This is a genomic window from Streptomyces sp. NPDC006208, assembly GCF_040613775.1.
In the GTDB taxonomy this organism is placed as follows: domain Bacteria; phylum Actinomycetota; class Actinomycetes; order Streptomycetales; family Streptomycetaceae; genus Streptomyces.
Genome location: NZ_JBEXSW010000015.1, coordinates 78,876 through 102,879, shown reverse-complemented (window position 1 = coordinate 102,879; position 24,004 = coordinate 78,876). Strand labels below are relative to the sequence as shown.

23 protein-coding genes, 1 tRNA gene and 1 pseudogene are annotated in these 24,004 nt (G+C 70.4%); 12 read left to right on the top strand and 13 right to left on the bottom strand.

The annotated features are described in order from the left end of the window. Positions 1-24: 24 nt before the first annotated feature. From ABZ208_RS14830 to ABZ208_RS14820, 3 genes and pseudogenes are all read right to left on the bottom strand, one after another. On the bottom strand, positions 25-597 hold the full coding sequence (locus tag ABZ208_RS14830) for a GNAT family N-acetyltransferase (protein WP_356909876.1): 573 nt from the start codon (positions 595-597) through the stop codon (positions 25-27). 245 nt (positions 598-842) lie between these two features. Further along, complete coding sequence (locus ABZ208_RS14825) at positions 843-1,031, bottom strand: hypothetical protein (RefSeq protein WP_356909875.1); 189 nt, start codon at positions 1,029-1,031, stop codon at positions 843-845. Positions 1,032-1,054: 23 nt separating this feature from the next. Beyond that, positions 1,055-1,336, bottom strand: a pseudogene (locus tag ABZ208_RS14820) (IS701 family transposase); the annotation flags it as partial. A gap of 380 nt (positions 1,337-1,716) precedes the next feature. On the opposite strand from ABZ208_RS14820, the gene ABZ208_RS14815 reads away from it, so the two are divergent. From ABZ208_RS14815 to ABZ208_RS14790, 6 genes are all read left to right on the top strand, one after another. Then, positions 1,717-2,322: an ATP/GTP-binding protein gene (locus tag ABZ208_RS14815; protein ID WP_356909874.1), complete on the top strand. Its 606-nt coding sequence runs from the start codon at positions 1,717-1,719 to the stop codon at positions 2,320-2,322. A 122-nt stretch (positions 2,323-2,444) separates the two neighbouring features. Continuing rightward, entirely contained in the window at positions 2,445-2,849 is a 405-nt protein-coding gene (locus ABZ208_RS14810; RefSeq protein ID WP_328392706.1) for a roadblock/LC7 domain-containing protein, read from the top strand. Positions 2,850-2,987: 138 nt separating this feature from the next. After that, a complete protein-coding gene (locus ABZ208_RS14805; RefSeq protein ID WP_356909873.1) occupies positions 2,988-3,986 on the top strand; it encodes a DUF6397 family protein in 999 nt (332 codons plus the stop codon). A gap of 183 nt (positions 3,987-4,169) precedes the next feature. Then, a complete protein-coding gene (gene tdh / locus ABZ208_RS14800; RefSeq protein ID WP_356909872.1) occupies positions 4,170-5,198 on the top strand; it encodes an L-threonine 3-dehydrogenase in 1,029 nt (342 codons plus the stop codon). Between the two features lie 39 nt (positions 5,199-5,237). Continuing rightward, positions 5,238-6,431, top strand: a complete 1,194-nt coding sequence (locus ABZ208_RS14795) for a glycine C-acetyltransferase (protein WP_328392700.1) — start codon at positions 5,238-5,240, stop codon at positions 6,429-6,431. After that, positions 6,428-7,342 carry a LysR family transcriptional regulator gene (locus ABZ208_RS14790; protein ID WP_356909871.1) on the top strand — a complete coding sequence of 305 codons (915 nt, stop codon included), beginning with the start codon at positions 6,428-6,430 and terminating at the stop codon, positions 7,340-7,342. The genes ABZ208_RS14795 and ABZ208_RS14790 overlap by 4 nt, the downstream gene beginning before the upstream one ends. Before the next feature lie 10 nt (positions 7,343-7,352). Here ABZ208_RS14790 and ABZ208_RS14785 read toward each other — a convergent pair whose 3' ends face one another. Next, positions 7,353-7,862 (bottom strand): SRPBCC family protein, encoded by a 510-nt coding sequence (locus ABZ208_RS14785; RefSeq protein ID WP_356909870.1) that lies wholly within the window; start codon positions 7,860-7,862, stop codon positions 7,353-7,355. Between the two features lie 165 nt (positions 7,863-8,027). Further along, positions 8,028-9,299, bottom strand: coding sequence for a family 16 glycosylhydrolase (locus ABZ208_RS14780; protein ID WP_356909869.1), 1,272 nt, complete (start codon positions 9,297-9,299; stop codon positions 8,028-8,030). A gap of 289 nt (positions 9,300-9,588) precedes the next feature. Here ABZ208_RS14780 and ABZ208_RS14775 point away from each other — a divergent pair, with 289 nt between their 5' ends. Next, complete coding sequence (locus ABZ208_RS14775; RefSeq protein ID WP_356909868.1) at positions 9,589-10,836, top strand: MFS transporter; 1,248 nt, start codon at positions 9,589-9,591, stop codon at positions 10,834-10,836. Between the two features lie 66 nt (positions 10,837-10,902). On the opposite strand, the gene secD is transcribed toward ABZ208_RS14775, so the two are convergent. Further along, positions 10,903-13,206, bottom strand: coding sequence for a protein translocase subunit SecD (gene secD, locus ABZ208_RS14770; protein WP_356909867.1), 2,304 nt, complete (start codon positions 13,204-13,206; stop codon positions 10,903-10,905). A gap of 131 nt (positions 13,207-13,337) precedes the next feature. Then, complete coding sequence (locus tag ABZ208_RS14765; RefSeq protein WP_356909866.1) at positions 13,338-13,763, bottom strand: hypothetical protein; 426 nt, start codon at positions 13,761-13,763, stop codon at positions 13,338-13,340. A gap of 304 nt (positions 13,764-14,067) precedes the next feature. Between ABZ208_RS14765 and ABZ208_RS14760 the strand changes: the two genes are divergently transcribed. The 3 genes from ABZ208_RS14760 to ABZ208_RS14750 are packed head-to-tail and all read left to right on the top strand — an operon-like array spanning position 14,068 to position 16,485. Next, complete coding sequence (locus ABZ208_RS14760) at positions 14,068-14,835, top strand: ABC transporter substrate-binding protein (RefSeq protein ID WP_356909917.1); 768 nt, start codon at positions 14,068-14,070, stop codon at positions 14,833-14,835. Continuing rightward, positions 14,832-15,632: an amino acid ABC transporter permease gene (locus tag ABZ208_RS14755; RefSeq protein ID WP_356909865.1), complete on the top strand. Its 801-nt coding sequence runs from the start codon at positions 14,832-14,834 to the stop codon at positions 15,630-15,632. Before ABZ208_RS14760 ends, ABZ208_RS14755 begins: the two co-directional genes overlap by 4 nt. Positions 15,633-15,639: 7 nt before the next feature. Then, positions 15,640-16,485 (top strand): amino acid ABC transporter ATP-binding protein, encoded by an 846-nt coding sequence (locus ABZ208_RS14750; RefSeq protein ID WP_356909864.1) that lies wholly within the window; start codon positions 15,640-15,642, stop codon positions 16,483-16,485. Between the two features lie 63 nt (positions 16,486-16,548). Here the strand turns inward: ABZ208_RS14750 and ABZ208_RS14745 are convergent, their stop codons facing one another. The 3 genes from ABZ208_RS14745 to ABZ208_RS14735 form a co-directional block, all read right to left on the bottom strand. Next, positions 16,549-17,199 carry a DUF4360 domain-containing protein gene (locus ABZ208_RS14745; RefSeq protein ID WP_356909863.1) on the bottom strand — a complete coding sequence of 217 codons (651 nt, stop codon included), beginning with the start codon at positions 17,197-17,199 and terminating at the stop codon, positions 16,549-16,551. Between the two features lie 270 nt (positions 17,200-17,469). Next, a complete protein-coding gene (locus ABZ208_RS14740; RefSeq protein ID WP_356909862.1) occupies positions 17,470-18,369 on the bottom strand; it encodes a hypothetical protein in 900 nt (299 codons plus the stop codon). After that, on the bottom strand, positions 18,366-19,394 hold the full coding sequence (locus ABZ208_RS14735; protein ID WP_328392676.1) for an SPFH domain-containing protein: 1,029 nt from the start codon (positions 19,392-19,394) through the stop codon (positions 18,366-18,368). Before ABZ208_RS14735 ends, ABZ208_RS14740 begins: the two co-directional genes overlap by 4 nt. 137 nt (positions 19,395-19,531) lie before the next feature. Here ABZ208_RS14735 and ABZ208_RS14730 point away from each other — a divergent pair, with 137 nt between their 5' ends. After that, positions 19,532-20,293 (top strand): class I SAM-dependent methyltransferase, encoded by a 762-nt coding sequence (locus ABZ208_RS14730; RefSeq protein WP_356909861.1) that lies wholly within the window; start codon positions 19,532-19,534, stop codon positions 20,291-20,293. Positions 20,294-20,312: 19 nt separating this feature from the next. Here ABZ208_RS14730 and ABZ208_RS14725 read toward each other — a convergent pair whose 3' ends face one another. Further along, a complete protein-coding gene (locus tag ABZ208_RS14725) occupies positions 20,313-20,768 on the bottom strand; it encodes a VOC family protein (protein WP_328392672.1) in 456 nt (151 codons plus the stop codon). 221 nt (positions 20,769-20,989) lie between these two features. Here ABZ208_RS14725 and ABZ208_RS14720 point away from each other — a divergent pair, with 221 nt between their 5' ends. Then, entirely contained in the window at positions 20,990-21,868 is an 879-nt protein-coding gene (locus tag ABZ208_RS14720; protein ID WP_356909860.1) for an ATP-grasp domain-containing protein, read from the top strand. 47 nt (positions 21,869-21,915) lie between these two features. On the opposite strand, the gene ABZ208_RS14715 is transcribed toward ABZ208_RS14720, so the two are convergent. Together ABZ208_RS14715 and ABZ208_RS14710 are read right to left on the bottom strand one after the other, a co-directional pair. Next, positions 21,916-21,992, bottom strand: a tRNA-Trp gene (locus tag ABZ208_RS14715). Positions 21,993-22,069: 77 nt separating this feature from the next. Further along, the gene (locus tag ABZ208_RS14710; protein ID WP_356909859.1) at positions 22,070-23,974 is read right to left on the bottom strand and encodes a transglycosylase domain-containing protein; all 1,905 of its coding nucleotides are present in this window, start codon (positions 23,972-23,974) and stop codon (positions 22,070-22,072) included. Positions 23,975-24,004: the final 30 nt, after the last annotated feature.

The following is a 24,004-nucleotide window of genomic DNA, read 5'->3' as shown; positions in this document are numbered from 1 at the left end:
CCCGGTCCGGTGAAGCGTGTCCGCTCAGGCCGTCGGCCCGTTCTGCCGCTCCCACTCGCTCCGCGTCAGCTCGTAGGCGACGTCCCCCTCCTCGGAGCCGTCGATCGCGTCCGGCCACTCCTCGAAGAACGTCCGGACATGACGCAGGCCTGCCTTCTCCATCACCCGCCTGGAACGGGCGTTGACCGTCATCGTGTCGGCGATCACCCGCTCCACGCCGAGTTCGGTGAAACCCTTGCGGATCAGTGCCCGCGCCCCTTCCGACGCCAGGCCCCGCCCCCATGCCTTCCGGCTCAGCCGGTAGCCCAGCTCCACCGTCGCGCAGCTGTCGTCGGCCGTCGGCCGGAATTCGAACCAGCCCAGGAACATCTCCGTGTCCCGCTCCTGCGCGATGAAGAACGCGCGGTCGCCGGTGCAGGGAAAGGTGCGCAGAAAGCGCGGGAGCGTCTCCCGTACGAACGTCTCGCGCGAAATCGGCTGCCCGCCGTTGATGTAGCGCATCACCTCGGGATCGTTGTGGAGCTCGAGAACGCGATCCACATCGGCGTCATCGGCGGCGCGCAGCGTCAGACGGTCGGTCTGCAGGAATACGGACATGCCCCGATCCTGTCACGCCGCCCGAACGCCGTATGTCGGTATCCACCGCTGTCAGAACCTGCGGGATGCCCTGCCTGCGCCGGCTTTGTCAGGCAACCGCCAAGCTCACCGGCCCCGGCTCCAGTCTGTTGGGCCAGAAACCCACTCCGCAGTGGGCCAGGCAGGGTCGGTCGTAATGGTCGGCATGTCATCATCTGCGGCCGAGACCCGCCGCAGTGACGCGGTCGGCCTCTCTTCCCGTCGGTCTATTGCCGGGCCATGTGCATGCGCATTTCGCTGTCCGCATCAGTGATGAGTTCGCCCGACAGATCGATGGTCACGGTGTGGAGTGTGCCGGTGAACCGGAAGGGCGACCGGTAGTCGGGAGTGACCGGCCGGCCGGGGTTGGCGCCGCAGGTCATCTCGCCGGGGTTGAACATGACGGGGGTGGTCACCGGGAACTCGGCCTCTCCGACCAGGTGATGCGGCTGCGGCGGACCAGCAGGTAGCGGTGGCCGGCCCTGGGGTCGTGCAGTGCGATGTGGGCCCAGTCGTAGAAGCGTTGCCCTTTTGCGCCGGTCCCGGCGGACAGCTTCTGCCAGGCGAACGTGGGGAGCTTTTTTGACCAGAAGTCTGCGCGCAACATCCCTGCACGGGTGGTCACTTCCTGGGTGCGGGCCACTGCGAGGACGTAGCCGCTGCCGCGTTCCCCCAGGGCGGTGCGCAGTCTCGGGTTGCCGCCGCAGACCTCATCGCCGGCGGGCAGGGTCTGCGCCGTTACCTGCGGCCACCACATGATCGTGTGTCTTCCCGCACCGTTGATCAACGGTGGCCGGACCCATGTCTGCACCGGCCCTTACCAGCAAGATCACGATCTGCAGCGGGAGTATTGGCCGCGCGAATCACGCAGCCAACTCAATTCCCCGCGGTCACCGAATATCGGAACCGCAGCTCATGCCTGCCGAACACGGGCGATCGCCGACGATGGAATGCGCTCCGAATCGAAAAGCGAGCGAGCCGGAACAGTCACAACGCTCTAATAGCGATCGCTTCCCACGCGGCCGGGCCGTGCTTGCCATGCTGTCCGGAACCGTGCACGAACCTCCGTCGAACATCTGTCGACCCTGAGAGAAGTGGCCGATGTCCTCCGAGAGTTTTGACAGCAGCGGTGGGGATTCCACCGCTCTCGCGCTGAAGATACTGGTCGCCGGTGGCTTCGGCGTCGGCAAGACCACGCTGGTCGGCGCCGTCAGCGAGATACGCCCGCTGCGCACCGAGGAACAGCTCAGCGCGGCGGGCAGCACGGTCGACGACACCGAAGGGGTCGACCGCAAGACGACCACGACCGTGGCGATGGACTTCGGCCGTATCACCATCCGCTCGGGTCTGTCCCTCTATCTCTTCGGCACCCCGGGGCAGGACCGCTTCTGGTTCCTGTGGGACGAACTCTCCCAGGGCGCACTCGGCGCCGTCGTCCTCGCCGACACCCGCAGGCTCAGCGACTGCTTTCCCGCCGTCGACTACTTCGAGCACCGCCGCATCCCTTTCGTCGTCGCCGTGAACTGCTTCGCCGGCGCCCGTACCTTCGGCGCGCACGAGGTCTCCCGCGCCCTCGATCTGGACCGTGGCACCCCTGTCGTCCTGTGCGACGCCCGCGACCGCGACTCCGGGAAAGAGGTGCTCGTCCGCCTCGTCGAGTACGCGGGGCGCATGCACACCGCCCGCATGCTCGATTCGGTGGGCTAGTCACACCTTGCCCTGCGCCCCCTCGTACGAAAGGCTTACGGGCGAACGAACGGCCTGCGGCCGGTACGCGGCCCACGGCCACCACGGGGACACGGGGATCGCACGAGCGGGGAGGACCGACCATGGCGATGGACAAGGCACTCGACTGGCTGCTGGACGACCTGACCAAGCGGATCGAGCACATAAGACATGCCTTGGTGCTGTCGAACGACGGTCTGGTGACCGGGGCGAGCACGGGGCTCGCGCGTGAGGACGCGGAGCACCTGGCCGCGGTCTCCTCGGGTCTGCACTCGCTTGCCCGGGGATCCGGGCGCCACTTCCGTGCGGGCCGGGCCCGCCAGACCATGGTCGAGTTCGACGAGGCGCTGCTCTTCGTCACCGCCGCGGGCGACGGCAGTTGTCTGTGCGTGCTCAGCTCCGCCGAGGCTGACGTCGGCCAGGTGGCCTACGAGATGACTCTGATGGTCAATCGCGTCGGCGAGCACCTCGGTGTCTCGGCCAGGCAGTCCGGCGACAGCGCGTTCTGATGATCGGATTGGCCCTGACCTGCTGATTCTTGGCGCGGTCGGCCTGATTCGAGGAGTTTTCCACAGCGCGGGCAGGGGGTGCCGCCGCGGAGCTACGGTCGTCACCGAGAGTATTCACACCTCACGGGGGAGACCGTCATGACGGTGCACGAAGCAGCGGTTGCGTACCACGAAGCAACGGTCCGGGACCACGAAGCAGCGGCGGTGCGGGGCATCGCGCCCGCTCGGGCAGCTCGCGAACTGGAGCTCAAGCGCAGCGAGTTCGATCTCGCCGTCCAATTGGGGCACATCCGCACCACGCGGGACCCGGACGGCAGCCCGCCACGGGTCGGCCAGGCGGAGATCGACCGGCTGCGCGGTGCGAAGGGGTTCCCGGACGCGCTGCGGGACCGGGGGCGGGCCGTTGGCACCGTCGAGGGCGCGGCACTGGTGACCATCAGCCCGGCCCGCTTCACCCGACTCGCCCGGACCGGGCACTTCACCCCGGTCCGGTTCTATCTCAACCGCTACCGGGCGGTCGTCTGGCTCTATCTCGCCGACGAGCTGCGCGAGTTCGCCCGGGACCACGCAGAGCTGCTGACCGGCCGCACCCCGCCCACGGTACTGGCCGCGCTTGCGGCCGGCGAGGACAGACGGGCGCGCACCTGGCGGGGCCGTCGGCTGGGGCTGCTGCTGCGCTCGACCGCGGACCCGTGGGAACGCGCGGCCGCGATCGCGGCCGTGCTCGACCCGGTGACGATGGCCGAGGTGGTTCCCGATCCGTACGAGCGCTCGCATCTGCGGGTCCTGCGCCCCTCGCTCGCCCCGCCCCTGGCCCAGTCCCCGGCGGCGCAGGAGGTCGTGGCCGGGCTGCTGCTGGCCGACCATCCGGACGAGATTCTGTGGCACCGGGCGAGTCTGGCGGACGCTCTGCGCGAGGCACGCCGGCAGGGACCGGCCCCGAGGCCCGAGCCGGCCAAGACTTCGCAGAGCCTTCCGGACCCGGCACATCGCCGGTCTGCCCGCCCATGGACAGTCCGTTCCAGGCCCGCCCTCACGGAGCCCGCGCCTGCCCGCCCTGCCAGGCCGACGCGCCGTACACCGCTGGCGCTGCTGGCGAGACTGCGCCGTCGAAAGAGCCCCGCCGCCCGCACCTGACCCGGCGATCCGAGCGGCTTGTGCGACCCGGTGATCCCCGGGCATGAAGCTGCGCTGTGGGCCCGCTTAAGAAAACCTCGATGGACGCGACGCTCCGAGCTGGGCAGATTGGTGCGCGTCCACTGACCGGAGCCGTATTTTCGGTATCCGGTCAGTCCCGCAACCTCCTCTGGAGCCGCACCGATGAAGGCACTTGTCAAGCAGCATGCCGAGCCCGGCCTGTGGCTCATGGATGTGCCCGAGCCCGAGACCGGCCCCGGCGACGTGCTCATCAAGGTGCTGCGTACCGGCATCTGCGGCACCGACCTGCACATCAGGTCCTGGGACGGCTGGGCGCAGCATGCCGTCAGCACTCCGCGGGTGCTCGGCCACGAGTTCGTCGGCGAGGTTGCCGCCATCGGCGCGGACGTCCGCGACATCGCGGTCGGTGATGTGGTCAGCGGCGAGGGACACCTGGTGTGCGGCAAGTGCCGCAACTGCCTCGCCGGGCGTCGCCACCTGTGCCGCAGCACCATCGGACTCGGCGTCGGCCGGGACGGCGCGTTCGCCGAGTACGTCGCACTGCCCGCGTCCAACGTGTGGGTGCACCGCACCGAGGTGAACCTCGACGTCGCCGCGATCTTCGACCCGTTCGGCAACGCGGTTCACACCGCCCTGTCCTTCCCGCTCGTCGGCGAGGACGTGCTGATCACCGGCGCCGGCCCGATCGGGATAATGGCCGCCGCCGTCGCCAGGCACGCCGGTGCACGCAATGTAGTGATCACGGACGTCAGCGAGTCGCGCCTGGAGCTCGCCCGCAAGGTGGGCGCGACCCTCGCGGTGAACGTCGCCGAGACCAGCATCGCCGAGGCCCAGCGCAAGCTCGGTCTCAAGGAGGGCTTCGACATCGGCCTCGAGATGTCCGGCCGCCCCGAGGCCGTGCGCGACATGGTGGACAACATGACGCACGGCGGCCGCATCGCCATGCTGGGACTGCCCGCCGAGGAGTTCGCGGTCGACTGGTCGAAGATCGTGACGTCCATGATCACCATCAAGGGCATCTACGGCCGCGAGATGTTCGAGACGTGGTACGCGATGACGGTGCTGCTCGAGGGCGGCCTCGACCTCAGCCCTGTGATCACCGGCAGCTACGGCTACCAGGACTTCGACGCTGCCTTCGACGAGGCCGCCACGGCCCGCAGCGGCAAGATCATCCTCGACTGGACCGTCTGAGCCCCCTGTCCCTGAGTCCCAGCACCTAGGAGAACCCTCATGTACGCGTCCGTCCGCGACGAACTCCGTGCCACACTCGACGAGATCCGTGACGCCGGCCTCTACAAGCCGGAGCGTGTCATCGGTACCCCGCAGAGCGCCTCCGTCGCCGTCACCGCGGGCGGAGCTCCCGGCGATGTGCTCAACTTCTGCGCCAACAACTATCTCGGCCTCGCCGACCACCCCGAGGTCGTCGCCGCGGCCAAGGACGCGCTGGACCGCTGGGGCTACGGCATGGCCTCCGTCCGCTTCATCTGCGGCACCCAGGACGTCCACAAGGAGCTCGAGCGGCGGCTGTCGGCGTTCCTCGGCCAGGAGGACACGATCCTCTACTCCTCCTGCTTCGACGCCAACGGCGGAGTCTTCGAGACCATCCTCGGCCCCGAGGACGCCGTCATCTCCGACGCGCTCAACCACGCCAGCATCATCGACGGCATCCGTCTGTCCAAGGCCCGCCGCCACCGCTACGCCAACCGCGACCTCGCAGACCTCGAGCAGCAGCTCAAGGAGACCCAGGACGCCCGCCGCCGCCTGATCGTCACCGACGGTGTGTTCTCCATGGACGGGTACATCGCCCCGCTGCGCGAGATCTGCGACCTCGCCGACCGCTACGACGCCATGGTCATGGTCGACGACTCGCACGCCGTCGGCTTCGTCGGCCCCGGCGGCCGTGGCACCCCCGAGCTGCACGGCGTGATGGACCGGGTCGACATCATCACCGGCACCCTGGGCAAGGCGCTCGGCGGCGCGTCCGGCGGATATGTCGCGGCCCGCGCCGAGATCGTGGAGCTGCTGCGCCAGCGTTCGCGCCCGTACCTCTTCTCCAACTCGCTTGCCCCCGTCATCGCCGCCGCCTCCCTCAAGGTCCTGGACCTGCTGGAGTCGGCCGGTGATCTGCGGGACAAGCTCGCCGCCAACACGGCGCTGTTCCGCACCAGGATGACCGAGGCCGGTTTCGCTGTCCTGCCCGGCGACCACGCCATCGCACCCGTCATGATCGGTGACGCCGCCGAGGCGGGCCGCATGGCCGAGCTGCTCCTCGAGCGCGGCGTCTACGTGATCGGCTTCTCGTACCCGGTGGTCCCGATGGGCCAGGCCCGCATCCGTGTCCAGCTCTCCGCCGCGCACTCCACGGCGGACGTGGAGCGGGCGGTGGCCGCTTTCATCGACGCACGCGCGACAATGGCCGGGTGATCGACCCCCGCCGGCTGCGTATCCTGCGGGCCGTGGCGGACCACCGTACGGTGACCGCCGCGGCCTCCGCGCTCTATCTCACCCCGTCCGCCGTCTCCCAGCAGCTCACCGCACTCGAGCAGGAGACCGGGCACGCCCTGCTGATCCGCAGCGGCAAAGGGGTGCGGCTGACGGCGGCGGGCGAGATCCTGCTGACCCACACCCATACGGTCCTGGCTCAGCTGGAGCGGGCCGAGGCGGAACTCGCCGCATACGCGGGCGGTGCGGCAGGCGAGGTGACGGTCGCGGCTTTCGCGACCGGTATCGCCGAGGTCGTCGCGCCGGCCGTGGTCAGGCTCGCCGCCGACCGGCCGGGCATTCGCGTGCGGGTGCGGGACGCGGAGGGCGACGAGAGCCTGCCGCTGGTGCTCGACGGCGAGGCGGACCTCGCGGTCGCCGTGGAGTACCGGGGCGCACCGGGTGCGGACGACCGCCGTCTGGCCCGGGTGTCGCTGTACGCCGAGCCGTTCGACGCGGTACTGCGCGCCGACCACCCGCTCGCCGGCAGCGAGCGCGTGGAGCTGGCCGAGCTGCATGACAGCGAATGGATCGGCCCCTATCCGGGCAACCCGTGCCACGACATGGTGCTCCTCGCCTGTGAGCTGGCGGGTTTCCAGCCGCGGCTCGTGCACTCCTCCGACGACTTCCGGGCCGTGGTCGCCCTTGCCGGGGCGGGCGCGGGAGTTGCCCTGGTGCCGCGGTCGGCGCTGCGGGGGATGGAGCTGCGGGACACCGTGGTCCGCCCCGTGTCAGGACCGGCCGCCACCCGCAGGGTGTTCGCCGCCGTACGCCGCGGCGCGGAGTCGCACCCGCTGATCCGGCCCGTGCTCGACGCTCTCGCGCTCACCGCCGCCGGGCTGTCCACGGACTGATCCGACCGCCCTACGCGGTCCCGCTCTCCATCGCCCGCTTCAGGTTGTCGAGTGTGGTGCGGATGTTGCGCCGCTGGAATTCGGCGAACGTGTGCCCGCGCGTCGCGATCCGGTCGAAGGCACGGGCCAGGAAGTCGGGCCAGGCACGGCGGTCGTCGGTCCAGGTCTCCGTCACCAGCGTCCCGCCGCCGGGCGCCGCCTCGAAGCGGTACTCCCAGGTCGCGATACGGCTGGGCAGCACCGGGCGCCGCATGCCGATCGCCCGTACCCGGAAGGCGAACCTCTGGTCCGGATCGGCGGCCGTCACGGTGCACCGTGTGGTCCAGCTCAACGGGCCACGCGTGTTGCGGCCGTCGAAGACCATCCCGACGTACGCCCGCTCACTCCGGCCCCGCACGGTCGCGCCACGGTTCTCGGGGCTCCACCGGCCCATCAGCGCGGGATCGCTCACCTGCTCATAGATCACCGAGGCGGCCGCGTCGATCACGACGCTGTCCGAGACGCTGAATATCCGTGCCATGGGGTACGACTCCGATCCTGGGGGCCGCCCGACGCTATCGCGCCGCCGTTCGGCCGCAGGGCCGGGGGTGGTGCGGGGTGTGCCCTGGCCGACGGGCCGCGGCGCGACGGCCCGTCGGCCGGCTCCTGGAAGATCTCGAAGACGCTCGGTCCAAGGGGCGGTTGTTCAGCCGGGCACCGACCACTTCTGGTTGGCGGCCCCGGTGCAGGTCCAGATCTGCAGACGGGTTCCGTTGGCAGGGCTGTTGCCGGTGGCGTCGACGCACTTGTCGGCCTGGGGGTTGACGATGTCGCGGGCGGTGTTGGCGACCCAGCGCTGGGCCGCGCTGCCGTTGCAGTCCCAGAGCTGGACGACGGTCCCGTCGGCGGTTCCGCCGGAGGCGACGTCGAGGCACTTCCCGAGCGCCTTGATCGTGCCGTCGCTGCCGACGGTCCACTGCTGTGCCCCGGTGCCGTTGCAGTCGTAGAGCTGTACGGGGGTGCCGTTGGCGGTGCCCGCCCCGGCCACGTCCACGCACTTGCCGCCGATGCCCGTGATCTGCCCGCCGCCGGACGGGCTGTCGCCGGTGCTGACCCGGACGTGGTCGACGACCAGTTGCTGCGGGAAGACCGTGCTGCCGTCCGGATCGCCGGGCCAGTATCCGCCGACGGCGAGGTTGAGGATCAGGAAGAACGGCTTGTTGAACACCCAGGTGCGGCCACCGAGGTCGGCCGGTGTGCGGCGCTGGTAGACCGTGCCGTCCACGGACCAGGTCACCGAGTTCGGGGACCAGTCGACGGCGAAGGTGTGGAACGCGTCGGCGAAGGCCTGCCCGCCCGGCAGCGTGTACGCGGCGCCGATGCCGCCGGATCCGGAGTATCCGGGGCCGTGGAGCGTGCCGTGCACGGTGGAGGGCTCGAAGCCGACGTTCTCCATGACGTCGATCTCGCCCGAGGCGGGCCAGCCGACCTGGCCGATGTCGTTGCCCAGCATCCAGAACGCGGGCCACATGCCCTGTCCGCGCGGCACCTTCATCCGCGCTTCGACGTGTCCGTATGCCGTCGTGAACCGGCCCGCGGTGTTGAGCCGGGCGGAGGTGTACTCACAACGGCCGTACCAGCACTGATAGTTGTCGGGGTTCTCGCGACGGGCCGTGAGGACCAGATGGCCCTGGCCGTCGAGGGCGGCATTGCGGTTGCCGGCCGTGTAGTACTGCCGTTCATGGTTGTTGACGTTGTCGCCCGTCTCGATCTGCCACTTGGCGGCGTCGACGGCCGCGCCCGCGGGGCCGTCGAAGTCGTCGGAGAACGTCACGGCGGCTGCTGCCGCAGCAGGCTCGACGGCGCCGGCGGTCTGTGCAGCGGGCTGTGGGTGCGTCGGAGCGGAGCCGATCGCGGCAAGAACGAGCACCGAGGCGACGGATACGAGAAGGCGTCGTAAGAAGCGTGGGGAGTCCATGACTCTCCCTTCCGGAGCAGTGGGGGAGGAAGGGCGCAGGAGCACTTAGTTCAGTACGTGATTTAAGAAGTGAACTATGTGCGTGTCAAGGCCTTGGTATGGACCGCAGCTGCCGTCAGTTCCTGACGGGATTCACCTCCGGCATCGCCTGCCCACCGGGGCCGGAGCGGGGCAGGGCCCCTTCGGCAGTCGGCGCCTGCAAGTAATGTCGCTTGCAAATAATGCGCGTCTGCAAGTATTGTCGACGCTTGTAAGGCGCACTAGCAATGGACAAGGAAGGCTGTCTCCCATGCCTCTCGCGCTTCTGGCCCTGGCTGTCGGGGCCTTCGGTATCGGCACCACGGAGTTCGTGATCATGGGATTGCTTCCCCAGGTCGCGGGAGACTTCGGGGTCTCGATCCCCACGGCCGGACTCCTGGTCACCGGCTACGCCCTCGGTGTCGTGCTCGGGGCCCCGCTGATGACCGCGCTGGGAACCCGGGTCACGCGCAAGCGGATGCTGATGGTCCTGATGGGTCTGTTCGTGATCGGGAACCTGCTGTCCGCGATCGCCCCCACCTTCGGCCTGATGCTCACCGGACGGGTGGTGGCCTCCCTCGCCCACGGCGCGTTCTTCGGTATCGGCTCGGTCGTCGCCGCAGACCTCGTCGCCCCCGGCAAGAAGGCCGGCGCGATCGCCATGATGTTCACCGGTCTGACCGTCGCCAATGTCGTGGGCGTCCCGCTGGGTACGTTCATCGGCCAGAGTGCCGGCTGGCGCGCCACCTTCTTCATCGTCGCCGCGCTCGGCGTACTCGGCCTGGCCGGTGTGGCCAAGCTGGTCCCGGACATGCCGAAGCCCGAGGGCGTGCGGCTGCGTCATGAGCTGGCCGCGTTCCGCAACACCCAGGTGCTGCTCGCGATGGCGATGACCGTACTCGGCTTCGGGGGCGTGTTCGCCGCGATCACCTACATCACCCCGATGATGACCGAGGTCGCGGGCTTCGCGGATTCCTCCGTGACCTGGCTCCTGGTGCTGTTCGGCCTCGGCATGGTCGGCGGCAACCTGGTCGGCGGCAGGTTCGCCGACAAGCACCTCATGCCCCTGCTGTACGTGACCCTGTCGGCGCTGTCCGTGGTGCTGGGCCTGTTCACCGTCACCGCGCACCACAAGTTCCTTGCCGCCGTCTCGATCGCCCTCATCGGCGCGCTCGGGTTCGCGACCGTGCCACCGCTGCAGAAGCGCGTCCTCGACCACGCCCACGGTGCTCCCACCCTCGCCTCCGCGGTCAACATCGGAGCCTTCAACCTCGGCAACGCTCTCAGCGCCTGGCTGGGAGGGATCGTGATCGCCGCAGGCCTCGGCCTGACCGCCCCCAACTGGGTCGGTGCCGTCCTCGCCGCCGGCGCCCTCGTCCTTGCCGTCCTCTCCGCCGCCGTCGAGCGCCGCGACCACCGCACGACCGCCGTCCTCGCCGCCACTCCGGCCGCCCCGCGCCGGGCCGGGTACCGGCCGCCCGCTGACCGCCCCATCCCCACCGGCCACGGACGCGCGTGAGGGGACCGCACCCGCCAGGTGACCGGGCGGCACAAGCCGCCGCCCGGTCACCTGTGCGGCGGCGTCTCAGACCACCGCGCCCGAACGGTCTGCGGCCCGGGCCCGTGTCTGTGCCACGCGGGCGGCAGCCGGGTCCTCCGGGTAGCGCGACTGAAGGATCACGGTCAGTGGCATCGCGGTGAACACCGTGGATGCCGTTCCCACCACGACACCCGCCAGCAGCGCGACCGAGAAGTCGGTGAGCGAGTCCCCGCCGAGCACCGCGAGCGCAACCAGCACGAACAGCGCCCCCATGCCGGTGTTGACCGTACGCGGCAGGGTCTGCGCGATCGCCCGGTCGGCGAGGCCGGCCAGAGCGACCGGCCCCCGTACGCGCCTCAGTTCGCGCAGCCGGTCCAGTACCACCACGGTGTCGTTGACGGAGTAGCCGACGACGGTGAGCAGCGCGGCCAGGAACACACTGTCCACCGGCTTCCCCAGCCAGGCGAACAGGCCCACCACCAGAGCGACGTCCTGAACCATCGCCACGACCGCGGCGGATGCGAACGTCCAGCGGAACCGCACCGTGAGATACAGCAGTTGCGCCGCTACGGCCACACCCAGCGCGATCAGCGCATGCGTGCGCAGTTCGCTGCCCAGGCTCGGCCCGACGAGCTCGTCCTGCTCGACGGTCACCTTCCCGACCGACTTCTCGAGCGCGCCCTGGATGCGCATCTGCTCGTCGTTGCTCAGCTCCCCGGTGCGTACGGTGATCGCTCCTGCGCCGGTGGTCTGGACGACAGCGTGCGGGAAGCCGGCCTCGGCGACGGCCTCGCGCGCCGTGTCCGCGTCCGCCGGCTCCTGGACCGCGTACTGCACCACCCGCCCGCCCGTGAACTCGACGCCGAACTCCACTCCCCGGACCCCGATGCCGGCGACGGCGAGTACCACCAGGCCCGCGCAGATCCCGAGCCACCGGCGCCGGTGCCGCATCAACCGCGGTGGGCGCCGGGTGAGCCGGGCCCGCAGCCGGCCGGTCGTCGCGAGCCCCGTCAGCGCGGGGTGCCGTCGCACGGCGGGACGGCGCACCGCCCACTCGGCGAGCAGCCTGGTGATCACCATGGCGGAGACCATCGACGCCAGCACACCGATGGCGAGCGTCACCCCGAAGCCCTTGACCGGCCCGGTGGCGAAGACGAACAGCAGGCCCGCCGCCAGCAGCGTCGTCACATTCGAGTCGGCGACCGCACTCCAGGCCTTGGTGAAGCCGGCCCGCAGCGGCCGGCGCAGATCCGCCGAACGCCGCGCGGAGCGCGCGTACTCCTCCCGCGCCCGCTCGAACACCAGCACATTCGCGTCGACGGCGATACCGATGGCGAGGACGAACCCGGCCAGCCCCGGGAGGGTGAGCGTCGCACCGAGAGCGAGGACGCCGGCGTACGAGATCAGCCCGTACAGCGCGAGCGCCACGGTGGCGAGCAGCCCCATCAGCCGGTAGACGGCGATGACGAAGACGCCGGTGCAGACCAGGCCGATCACCGCGGCCAGCGCACTCGCCCGGATGGCCTCGGCGCCGAGCGTCGGCCCCACCGTGCTCTGCTCGACAGCGGTCACCGGCACCGGCAGCGCCCCGCCCTTGACCAGCGCGGCGAGATCGCGTGCGGCCGCCGCGTCGAATCCACCGGTGATCTGCGCCGAACCGCCCGTGATGCCCGTCTCGCAGGGCACGCTGCTCTGCATTCCGGGCGCCGACAGCGTCCGGTCGTCCAGCACGATCGCCACCCGGCGCCCGGGGTCGCCGGGCGCGGCACAGGCGGCCGCGCCCGTGATACGGGCCCATGCCTTGCCCGCGTCACCACGGAAGGCGAGGTCGACGCCCCAGCCGCCTCCCGACCGGGTGTCCAGCACCGCCGCCGCGTCCTTGACCCCGTCGCCGGTCAGCGCGGGCGGACCGAGCCGCAGGAAGCCCCCGGACGTATCCGGATCGGGCAGCACCCGGGATCCGTCGGCCGCGGGAGGGGCGGCCGGCCCCTGCGACGCGCCGAGCACGGGGTGGAAGGTCAGCTGAGCGGTACGGCCGATCACCGCGGTGGCCTTGCGCGGGTCCTGAACACCCGGGAGTTCGACGACGATGCGGCGCTCGCCGGAGCGGGCGAGGGACGGTTCGGTGACCCCGAGCCCGTCGATGCGCCGGCGCAGCACCTCGAGGGCGCGGTCGGTGGCGTCGGCGTCGGCGCGGACGGTGGGGGAGTCCCGGGTCTCGAGGACGATCCGGGTGCCGCCGCGGAGATCGAGTCCGAGGCGGGCGGGAGTGGTCAGGGCGACATACAGGGACACGGCAACGACGGCGAGCGCGATCAGCGCACGCCAGACCGTGGCGGAACGGGACATCAAGGCTCCACGGGCAGCACACAGACGCCCGGCGTCTGCGGACGATGGACATGAGGGAGAGCAACGCCAGGGCCTGGTCACCGTGCGGGTGCGGGCATGCCGCGACACGGGACGGCGGGCGTCACACGACGTCAGCTGTGCCGGGTGGAGGGTGGAGCGCGGGTGTCCCGCGGGTCGTACGGATCATGTGGTGGCGCCCGCTCCTGCCGCGGCTGCACCGTGCCGTCGCTGTGCAGGCCGCGCAACGGGCCGGCGGCCACCGGGCCGGGCAGTACCGGGGGCGGGCCGGGCGGGCGGACCGTGGCGTCGGCGGCCACGAGCTGCCGGAGGGCAGCCGCATGCGGAGCCTCCGACCGCGGCTGCGTGACGGGCCTCGTGTGCTCGGGCCGTACGGCGACGGCCTGTGCGGCGCCGGCGTGCGTGACCACGGAGGCGGCCGGGGCGGACAGGGCGACGGCCCCATCGGCCGTACCGGTCAGCGTCAGGAGGACGGTCCAGACCCCGAAGAGGACGGACGGTAGGACGGCCGTGACGTAACGCCGTGCTCGTCCGCTCATCCCGCCCCCCTCCACCGCTTGTTGATCGCCGCCGGGTGCCTGGCCGTGCCCAGCGTAGGCGAGGTGTCCGGAAATGGGGCGGGCGGCCATGACAACTGCCCTGTCCAAGGTATGGAACACCTGATGGACGGGTACGTCGACCCACGCCTTCGGTGGCTTACGATCTCGGCGGGTGGTCGCGATCCGGGCCGCCCGCCCTCCCCCCACGACCATGGAGGTCACCGTGTTCCGGACGGCCAGCGGTCACCGCTCCCCGCGCCTCAGCGTCCGATTCCGCGCCACCGCCGGTGCTCTGGCGGCCGGTATGTTCCTCGCAGTCGGCTGTTCCTCCGGCGAAGAAGGACCGGGCGAAGCGGCGGGCGGTGTTCCCGTGGTCGAAAAGGGCAAGCTGACCGTCTGCACGCATCTGCCCTATCCGCCCTTCCAGTTCGAGCAGGGCGGCAAGGTCGTCGGTTTCGACGTCGCCCTGATCGACCTGGTGGCGAAGGACCTCGGCGTCGAGCAGAAGGTCCTCGACACCCCCTTCGAGAACTTCAAGACAGGTGCGTTCCTCAACTCCGGCAAGTGCGATCTGGCCGCGGCGGGCATGACCATCACCGACGAACGCAAGAAGAACGTCGACTTCTCCGTTCCTTACTTCGACGCCACCCAGGCGCTGCTCGCCACCAAGAAGAGCGGTGTGAAGTCTCTGGCGGACGTCAAGTCCATGAACAAGAAGCTCGGCGCCCAGGCCGGGACCACGGGCGAGAGCTATGCCACGTCGCAGGGCTTCGACCCGGTGGCGTTCGAGAGCTCCGACGCCGTACTGAACGGCCTGCGCACCGGCCAGGTCGATGCCGTCATCATCGACTACCCGGTGGTCCAGGGCTGGCTCAAGGACAAGGCCAACGCGGCCGAGTTCGTCCTCGGCGAGAACATCGAGACCGGCGAGCAGTACGGCTTCTCGGTGAAGAAGGGCAACGACAAGCTGCGCGCCGCGATCGACAAGGCGATCGAGGACGCGAAGGCCGACGGTACGTACAACAAGCTGTACGAGCAGTGGATCGGCCCGCTGCCCCAGGGCCGGTCGTGACCTCACGCCTCACCCGGCGCCAGCGGCGCCGGGTCTCCCAGGGCATCCAGTACGCGGTCTTCGTGGCGGCCCTGGTCCTGATCGGCTTCCAGGCCGACTGGGGCCGCCTGCAGAACCAGTTCGCGCAGAAGGACATCGCCGAAGAGCTCTTCCCGGACATCATCACCATCGCGCTGCGCAACACTGTCGTCTACACCCTGTCCGGGTTCCTGTTCGGTCTGCTGCTCGGGCTGATCATCGCGCTGATGCGGCTGTCGTCCGTGGCCCCCTACCGGTGGGTCGCGAGCGTGTACATCGAGATCTTCCGGGGCCTTCCGGCCCTGCTGATCTTCATCTTCGTCGGCGTCGCGGTGCCGCTGGCCTTCCCGGGTACGCAGATCCCCGGAGGCGTCTACGGGCAGGTGGCGCTCGGCCTCGGTCTGGTCGCCGCCGCCTATATGGCCGAGACCATCCGGGCGGGCATCCAGGCGGTGCCCAAGGGACAGATGGAGGCAGCCCGTTCACTGGGCTTCTCGCACGCCAGGGCCATGGTCTCGGTGATCATCCCCCAGGCGTTCCGGATCGTCATCCCGCCACTGACCAATGAACTGGTCCTGCTGTTCAAGGACTCCTCACTGGTGCTGTTCCTCGGTGTCACCCTGAACGAGCGGGAGCTGACCAAGTTCGGCCGGGACCTCGCGAGCCAGACCGCCAACTCCACCCCGATCCTGGTCGCCGGCCTGTGCTACCTGCTGGTGACCGTGCCGCTGAGCTTTGTGGTGCGCCGCCTCGAGGCAAGCGCCGAAAAGGCCAAGTGAGGACGAGATGCCACAGAAGCAAGCACCGGTGCCCGAGCCCGTGAGTGCTGCGGGCCGCGCCGAGATCGAGATCCGGGGTCTGCACAAGTCCTTCGGGGACAACGAGGTTCTGCGCGGCATCGACCTGGACATCGCCAGGGGCGAGGTGGTGTGCGTCATCGGCCCGTCGGGGTCGGGCAAGTCGACGCTGCTGCGCTGTGTGAACCTGCTGGAGGAGCCGACCGCCGGTCAGGTCTTCGTGGGCGGCACCGAGGTCACCGACCTGGATGTCGACATCGATGCCGTGCGTCGCCGGATCGGCATGGTCTTCCAGCAGTTCAATCTGTTTCCGCATGTGAGCGTGACCGAGAACCTCACCCTGCCCCAACGCCGCGTGCTGCGCCGCGGCAAGGCGAAGGCGGCCGAGGTGGCCCGGCAGAACCTCGAGCGCGTCGGCCTCGCCGACAAGGCGGACGCCTACCCTGCCCAGCTGTCCGGCGGGCAGCAGCAGCGGGTCGCCATCGCCCGGGCGCTGGTCATGGACCCGGAGGTGATGCTCTTCGACGAGCCGACCTCCGCTCTCGACCCCGAACTGGTGGGCGATGTCCTGGCCGTGATGCGGCTGCTGGCCGCGGAGGGCATGACCATGATGGTCGTGACGCACGAGATGAGCTTCGCCCGGGAGGTCGCCGACCGCGTGGTGTTCATGGACGGTGGTGTGATCGTCGAGCAGGGGCCGGCCGAGCAGGTCGTGGGCGATCCGCAGCACGAGCGGACCCGCAACTTCCTGATGCGTCTGCTGGATCCGGCCGCGGCGGAGCAGCCCGGTCCGGGCGACGGACCGCCGTCCCAGGGTGGGAGCAAGGGCGTCTGAACGCTTCCCGCCGGTGCCGGTGCCCGGCCGGGCGGGGGCGTGGCCCGGCCGGGCGGGCGAGGGTCAGCTCTCCGGGCACTCCTTCCAGGCCAGGTGGTAGACGGTGCTGATGGCGCCGTCGGTGGAGTCCATGGTCATGTAGCTGGTCGCGCCGGGGGCCGAGGTGCCCTTGTTGACGCGCAGTTCGGTGTTGATGTTGAAGTTCCGCTGCACGCCGCAGGGTGCCCAGACCAGCTGCGCCCAGTCGGTCTCGTCCGTCGCCTGCCAGTTGTCGTCGTACGGGCCGCCGAAGTTGTGGGTGCGGGAGGCGGTCTGCGGTGAGCCCTGGAAGTAGTACGAGGCCTTCTCGGTGCTGCTCGCGCCGGGCGCGAGCGACGCGTACCCGCGGTAGTCGGCGCTGGCGATCGCGTAGGTGAAGCCCTGCGGGACATGCACGATCAGGTTGAGCTGGCAGTTCTTCCGTGCCGCGGTGGGCGGGGCGCCGCCTCCGACCTGTGCCAGGTACTGGCTGTAGGTCACGGTGAAGGCGGTGTTGTCCTGGGAGACGGCGACGGCGGCCGTGTCCTTCGGACACCCGGATCCGTTGACCGTCGCGATGTCGATCACGATCCTGTCCGGCGGCGGGTCGACGATCGAGGACGGGCTGTGCTGTGCGGGGAGAGCCGTGGTGAGCAGCGCGGCTATCGCGCCGGTCACCAGCAGTCCACCGGTCATGGTTCTCCAATCCATGCTTCAGTGCCGGGCGGCACGGCGGATGTTCCGACGTGCCGCGCGGTGGGGGGTGCGGTCGGCCGCGGATGCGGCAGGCCGTCACGGACGTGTGCGCTGGACGGAACGTTGAATCGTCATGCACATGACACCATCGAGCATGTGGCACCCGATCTGTGAAGACCCGGTGTCGGAATCGTAGAAACCCTTGACGGAGTGGACTAGAGCGATGTCCGGCCATTCACGGCGCCGTGTGGCGGGGTGCGCTGACCGGTTTCAGACCAGCAGCCGCAGCGCCGTGTCGCAGACGCCGAAGCGCACCGACTGTCCCCAGGTCAGCTCAAGGGCGTCCGCTTCCATTCCGTCGCCGAACACGACCAGCCGGTCGGACTCGACAGTGATCCGCAACCGCTGCCCGCGTGCAAGAGTCCCCGCCACCTGACTGGTCCCGGTCGCGGGGGAGGGCCAGGCCTCGCGGACGAACCAGACCAGCAGCGGGTCTGCCGGCCCGGGCAGGGCGAGGGTGCTGCCCCGCTCCTGCCACAACGACCTCAACCAGCCTGTGGCGCCCGTGCCCGTGCCGACCAGAACCCCGGACGAGGCCTGCGGTTCGGCCTGTGCACCCTCGCTGTCCGGGCCGAGCCGGTAGCGCGCGCTCTGGTGCCCGGACCGGCCGAGATAGATCTCGTTCAGCGCCAGCAGCCGCTGTGTGTCGTCCGAGACGGCCTCGACCATGGTGAGCTCGTCCGTGCCGGCGCCGGGGAGGACCGCCGCACGCAGCAGCCGGCCCGCGTCCTCGGCACGATGGCGCACCAGCACTCCCGGATTGCGGCCGGGATCGGTGTCGATGCCGATCACCGGCTGCCCCGTCAGATACTTCGCCGTATTGGCGACGAGCCCGTCCTGGCCCACCACGGCGACCACATCCTCGGGTCCGAAGAGGAAGCGGTCGAGATCCGCGCGCTCCACCCGGGTCTGACGCCAGGTCAGCGGAACCGCACCGGCCACATCCGCCAGTGCCCGGCGTGTGCGCCGGTGCCGCTGTGCCACCTCATCGATACTGCGCCCGCGCGACGCGAGGAAGAACTCGGCCTGGCCGTGGGTGCCATGGCGGGCGAGCAGTTCCTCGTACTCGGTGGTGCGGTGCACGAGCACCGCACGCGGGGCGAGGCTCATGGCCGCGCCGCCGTGCCGCCGGTCGGCCCGCCCGAGCCGCCGAGCCTGGCGAGCAGGCCGGTGAGGACATCGGGGGAGAGGGTGACGCTGTCGATCCGGGGCAGGTTCTCCGCCAGCCGGGTGACGGCCAGGGCGTGCAAGGTCGTGGCGTCCACGTCTGCGTGCACTCGCAGCCAGGCTGCCTGGGCTCCGGCCCGCGCCTCTCCGACCTCCCGTGCCGCCTCGGCCTCGGCCCGGGCGAGCCGCACCGTACGGCTCGCCTCGGCTTCGGCCCGCACGGCATCTGCCGCCGCGCTCTCCTCGGCCTGGCGGCGCGCGTTGGTGCCGTTCTGTTCGACCAACTGCTCCTCGCGCCGGGCCAGTTCGATCTTGCTCGCCAGTTCGTTCTCGGCGATCGCCCGCTCGCGCTCGACGGCCACGGCGCGCCTCTCGTACGTCGCCCGGTCCGCCTCCTGCTGGATCTGCTCACGCGCCGGTGTGCGCAGTGCCCGCTCGACCTCGGGCTCGGGGCGCAGCGCGACGACGCGCACCGCCACCACCTCGATGCCGGTGGCCGGCAGCCGGGGCTCCGCCGTGAGCCCGTCCGTGATGCGCCCCCGTACCTGGGCGACGCCGTCCGCCAGCGCGGCCGACAGGGGGGTGCGGGCCAGCACGTCGAGGGCGTGCTGCTGGGCGGTCTCGGTCAGCAGCGTGGCGATCTGTTCCAGCGGCGCGCCGCGCCAGACCCCGGTGTCCGGGTCGACGGAGAAGTCCAGCCGGGCGGCGGCGGTGGCCGGTTCGCTGATCCGGTAGGTCACGGTCGCCTGCACGCTGATGTCCTGGAAGTCGGAGGTGCGGGCATGGAAGGACATCGCCAACTCGCGGTCGTCGACGGGCACTTCGGACAAGGCGGCGGTGAGCGCGCGGAACCAGAAGCTCAGGCCCGGCCCGTCGTGGACAAGGCGCCCGCGCCTGTGGTGACGGACATGGGCCGTGGGTGCGGCGCGCAGATGGCGCCAGCCGAAGCGTGCGGTGATGTCGGCCATGACAGGAACCCCCTCTTTTCGTCCCTCTGACGATATAAGTGCGAGTCGATTATCGTCAATAAGACGAAAGGAGGTTCGGGTGCCGACCGCCTGATGCCGGAGCCGACCCCCCGTCCCTGCCGCTACGCTGATCGGCGATGTTCACCCCTCAGGGACCGACCCTCCGCGAACTGGCCGTCCAGGCGCTCTCCTCGACCGAGCACGGCTACGACCTGCTCGCCCCCAAGTTCGACCTGACGCCCTTCCGCACACCCGGCCCGGTACTCGATGCCGTCGCCGAAGCCGTACGGCCGCTCGGGCCCTTCACTGCCGGACTCGACATCTGCTGCGGCACCGGCGCGGGCATCGGCATGCTGCGGCAGGTGTGCCGGGAACGGGTCGCCGGTGTCGACTTCAGTGCCGGAATGCTCGCGGCCGCCGCCTTGGCCGGGCTGTCGGCCGACGACAGCGGGCCGCCCGTGTCCTGGGTACGGGCCGACGCCCGCGCCCTGCCGTTCGCGCCGGTTTTCGACCTGGCCGTGAGCTTCGGCGCCTTCGGTCACTTCCTTCCCGCTGAGCGCCCTCTGCTCTTCGCCCAGGCCCACTCGGTGCTCCGCCCCGGCGGCCGGTTCGTGTTCCCGGTCATGGCTCCGCCGCGCCCGGCGTCCTGGCTCTACTGGGCGCTGCTCGGCTTCGACCTGGCCATGCGGGTGCGCAACGCTCTGTGGCGGCCGCGGTTCGTCATGTACTACCGCACCTTCCCGCTCTCGAAGGTGCTCGCCGACCTGAGGCAGGCGGGATTCTCGATGGAGTTGCTGCCGCTCGAGGGGCTGGGGCGGCTGCCCGACTCCCGCCCGCGCGGTGTGCTGGTGGTAGCCCGGAAGGCGGGCGCGGGAGCCGGGCCGGACCACTCACGCTGAGGCGGGCGTCCGCCGCGCCCTACGCGATGCAGAACTCGTTGCCCTCCGGATCCTGGAGCACCACGGCGAAGTAGTCCATGCCGGGCTCGTCCATGGTGCGCAGGATGCGCGCCCCCGCAGCGGTCAGGCGCTCGACCTCGGCCGTCACCCGCTCGGTGCGCAGCGCCAGAGGAACGCTCCGGCCGCCGCTCACCTTCAGATCGAGGTGCACCCGGTTCTTGACGGTCTTCGGCTCCGGCACGTGCTGGAACCAGACCCGCGGCCCGGCACCCTTGGGGTCCACGATCGACTCAGGGGCCTCACCGACCCCCTCGGTCAGCTCCGCCTGGGGCACCCCCATGTCCGCCCAGTACTCCCGCCAGGTGGCGTGGCCACCCGGCGGCGGCTCCGGCACGTAGTGCAGCGCCTGGGTCCAGAAGGCCACGAGTTTCTGCGGGTCGGTACAGTCGATGGTGATCTGCAGTGTCGTTTCCATGTACGCAGGTTGCCAGAGGAGACTGACAACGCGGCCGATCCGCACCCGTGCGGGCCCCGGGTCGTTTGGATACGGATCCGGCGTCGGTCGGGCGACGGCGTGGAGGGGCTGCGACATCAGCTCGTAGCGAGCGCCGACGACTGCGAGCGCCGGTGACGATCCCGGCGGGGGGATCCGATGGCGCTCGCGGTGCCGACCCGGCGCGGGCGTACCGTGATCGTATGCCCACACCTGTCCTGTACTGCAGTGATCCGCTCAACCCCCGGCGTGTCGACGCACACTTCGCCGCCGAGGCACACGAAGTCCGGGCGGCCGGTGGTGACATCGCGCTGATCGACCATGACGCCCTCCTCCAGGGCGACGCCGGGCGCGCCGTCGCCCGGGTGCCACAGGGCATGGGCGCGGCGTGGTACCGGGGCTGGATGATCCCCGCTGACCGCTACGCCGATCTGAGCACCGCGCTCCTGTCGCGCCGCAGCGGTCTCCTGACCGCACCGGACCGCTACCGGGCTGCCCACGAACTACCCGGCTGGTACGAGACGTTCCGTGAGGTCACTCCCGCGAGCGTCTGGCGCCGGACCGATCCGGGACAGACCCCGACCGCGGCAGAGCTGTCCGCGCTGGCCGCGCAACTGCCGGCCGGTCCCGCCGTCGTCAAGGACTTCGTCAAGTCCCGTAAGGACGCCTGGGACGAGGCCTGTTACATCCCCGATCCGGCCGATGGCCGGCAACTGCACCGGATCGTCGGGCGGTTCGTCGAGCTCCAGGAGCAATTCCTGGCGGGAGGAATCGTGCTGCGGACCTTCGAGAGGTTCGTCAGGGACGAGTCCATCGCCCCTGAGCTGCGCGTGTGGTGGCTGGATGGAGAGCCGCGGCTGATCACGCCGCATCCGGACAGCCGTATCACGGCAACGACCGCACCGGAGCTGGCGCACGTGGCGCCCGCCGTGCGCAGCCTTGGCTGCCGGTTCGTCACCACCGACGTCGCCCTGCGCGAGGACGGGGCCTGGCGTGTCATCGAGGTGGGCGACGGGCAGGTCAGCGATCTGCACCCGGCCGGGGACCCGATCGCTCTGACCGCACTGCTCGCCGGAGAATGACGCAGGTCCCGCCGTCAGCTCCGCGCGAGCGGACGGCGGGACGTGGGTGGCAGGGGTGACAGGAGTCGAACCTGCGGCATTCGGTTTTGGAGACCGACGCTCTGGCCATCTGAGCTACACCCCTTCGGCACCCTCAGCCTCGCACACCCGGTCTCCGCCGTTCCACCGGATTTACGCGGCGCCGCCGAACGGACCGGATCGTCACTCGGAGGGCGTCGGCTCGGGCGCAACCCCGGAGCGCGACATCGAGGTGTACATCGTCCCGATCCTGGCCGCGCTGCCGTTGCCCACCCCCTCGAGAGCCACCTGCTTCCTGGACTTCGCATCCTCGCCGAACAGCGCCAACGACGTCACAAGCTCCGGCGAGCAGCCGATGTACCACTCCGCCTTCCTGTCGTCCGAGGCGCCCGTGACCCGCGGGACGAACCAGTCCGGCGGTCGGCGCGCCGCTGCGTCCTGGACCGGGACGGGACCGCCGGCGACGAAGTCGGTGCCGAGGGACCCGGTCACCACGGCGGCCGTCTCGGGGCTCACGGCCTGGCCTCCGATCGCGGGCGGCAGATTCGTGCGCTCGTCGCCGCGCTGCGCCGACTTCACGATCGAAGGGGTCACCTTCTTGCCGCCGTTGGAGAGGGTGGCGTAGACGCCCGCCATCTCCATCGGGCTGACACCCATGAGCCCGAGCGACGTCGACCGCGGCGAGGTGAACCCGCTCGCCTGCGGGTTCATGCCCAACTCCACGGCGGTCTGACGGACTTGGGTGAAATAGTCCGCGGCGGCGCGGGCGCCCCGCTCCTCGGGCGGCGCGTCGACCTTCGCGGCCAGGGCCACCGGACCGAAGGTCGGTCCGGCCTGGTAGTCGGAGCGGGTCGCGTTGCTGATGAAGTGCTTGAGGTAGTCCCTGCCGCCGTACAGCGCCAGGATGCGGCCGGACCTCGGGTCCACCGACACCGCCCCGGTCTGCCGGTTGATGTCCGAGTCCGTACCGCCGGCCCCGACTGTGCCGTCACTGGTCGCGACGGCCTGCTCAAGCGCCCGCTGCTGGGCCGGATCGACGGTGAGGGTGATACGCCAGCCACCGCCGGCGAGTTCCTGCTCGCTGATGCCTGATGCCAGCAGCTCCCGCCGCGCGGCCTCGACGAGATACCCGGTGCGTCCGCCGAGGCCCGCGGTCGGCTTGGGCGCGAGCGGCGCCGCGAAGCGCATGCCCTGCCGCGCGGACGCGTCCAGCCAGCCCTCCTCGACCATGTTGTCGAGCACATAGCCCCAGCGCTCCACGACCCGCTGCCTGCCCGAGGGGCCGGCCACCGCCCAGTCGTACTGGCTGGGAGCCTGCAGCAACGCCGCGAGGTACGCACCCTCCTCGACGGTGAGCTGTCCGACCTCCTTGCCGTAGTAGGCGCGGGCCGCCGCCTGTATGCCGTACGACTGGCGCCCGTAGAAACTGGTGTTGAGATAGCCGGCGAGAATGTCGTCCTTGGAGGTCTGCCGGTCGACCTTGAGGGCGATCACCAGCTCCTGCACCTTGCGGCTGACGGTCTGTTCCTGGCTGAGGTAGTAGTTCTTGACGTACTGCTGGGTGATGGTCGAGCCGCCCTGTTTGCCTTTGCCCGTCAGCGTGCTGAGGATCCCCCGTGCGGTGCCGCTCAGGGAGACTCCGGCGTCGCTGTAGAAGTCCTTGTTCTCCGCCGCGACGAAGGCGCGCCGCACATTCTCGGGCACTCGGTCCAGCGGCACGCTCTCCCGGTTGATGTCTCCGGTGCGGGCCAGGCGCGTTCCGTCGCTGTAGAGGAAGACGTTGCTCTGTGCCTTGGCCAGGTCGTTGGCCCGGGGGATGTCGATCGCGAAGTACAGGACCGTGAAGCCGCCGACGAGCAGGAGGCACAGGGTGGCCAGGCCGAGGAGGAGCCTGCGCCAGCTGAGGAACCGGCGTATCCCGGTGCGTGTGCGGGCCCGGCCGCGCATGCCGGGGAGCGGTCGCGACGTGCGGCCTCTCCTGCGCGGGCCCGTCCTGCCTGCGCCGTCCTGTTCTGGCGTGTCCGCCCGGCCGAACTCGCTCGCAGTGAGCCGCCCGGTCGGCCTGTCCGGGTTCCGCCTGATACGCATGGCACCATCCTCGGCGCCGAAGATCTTCGT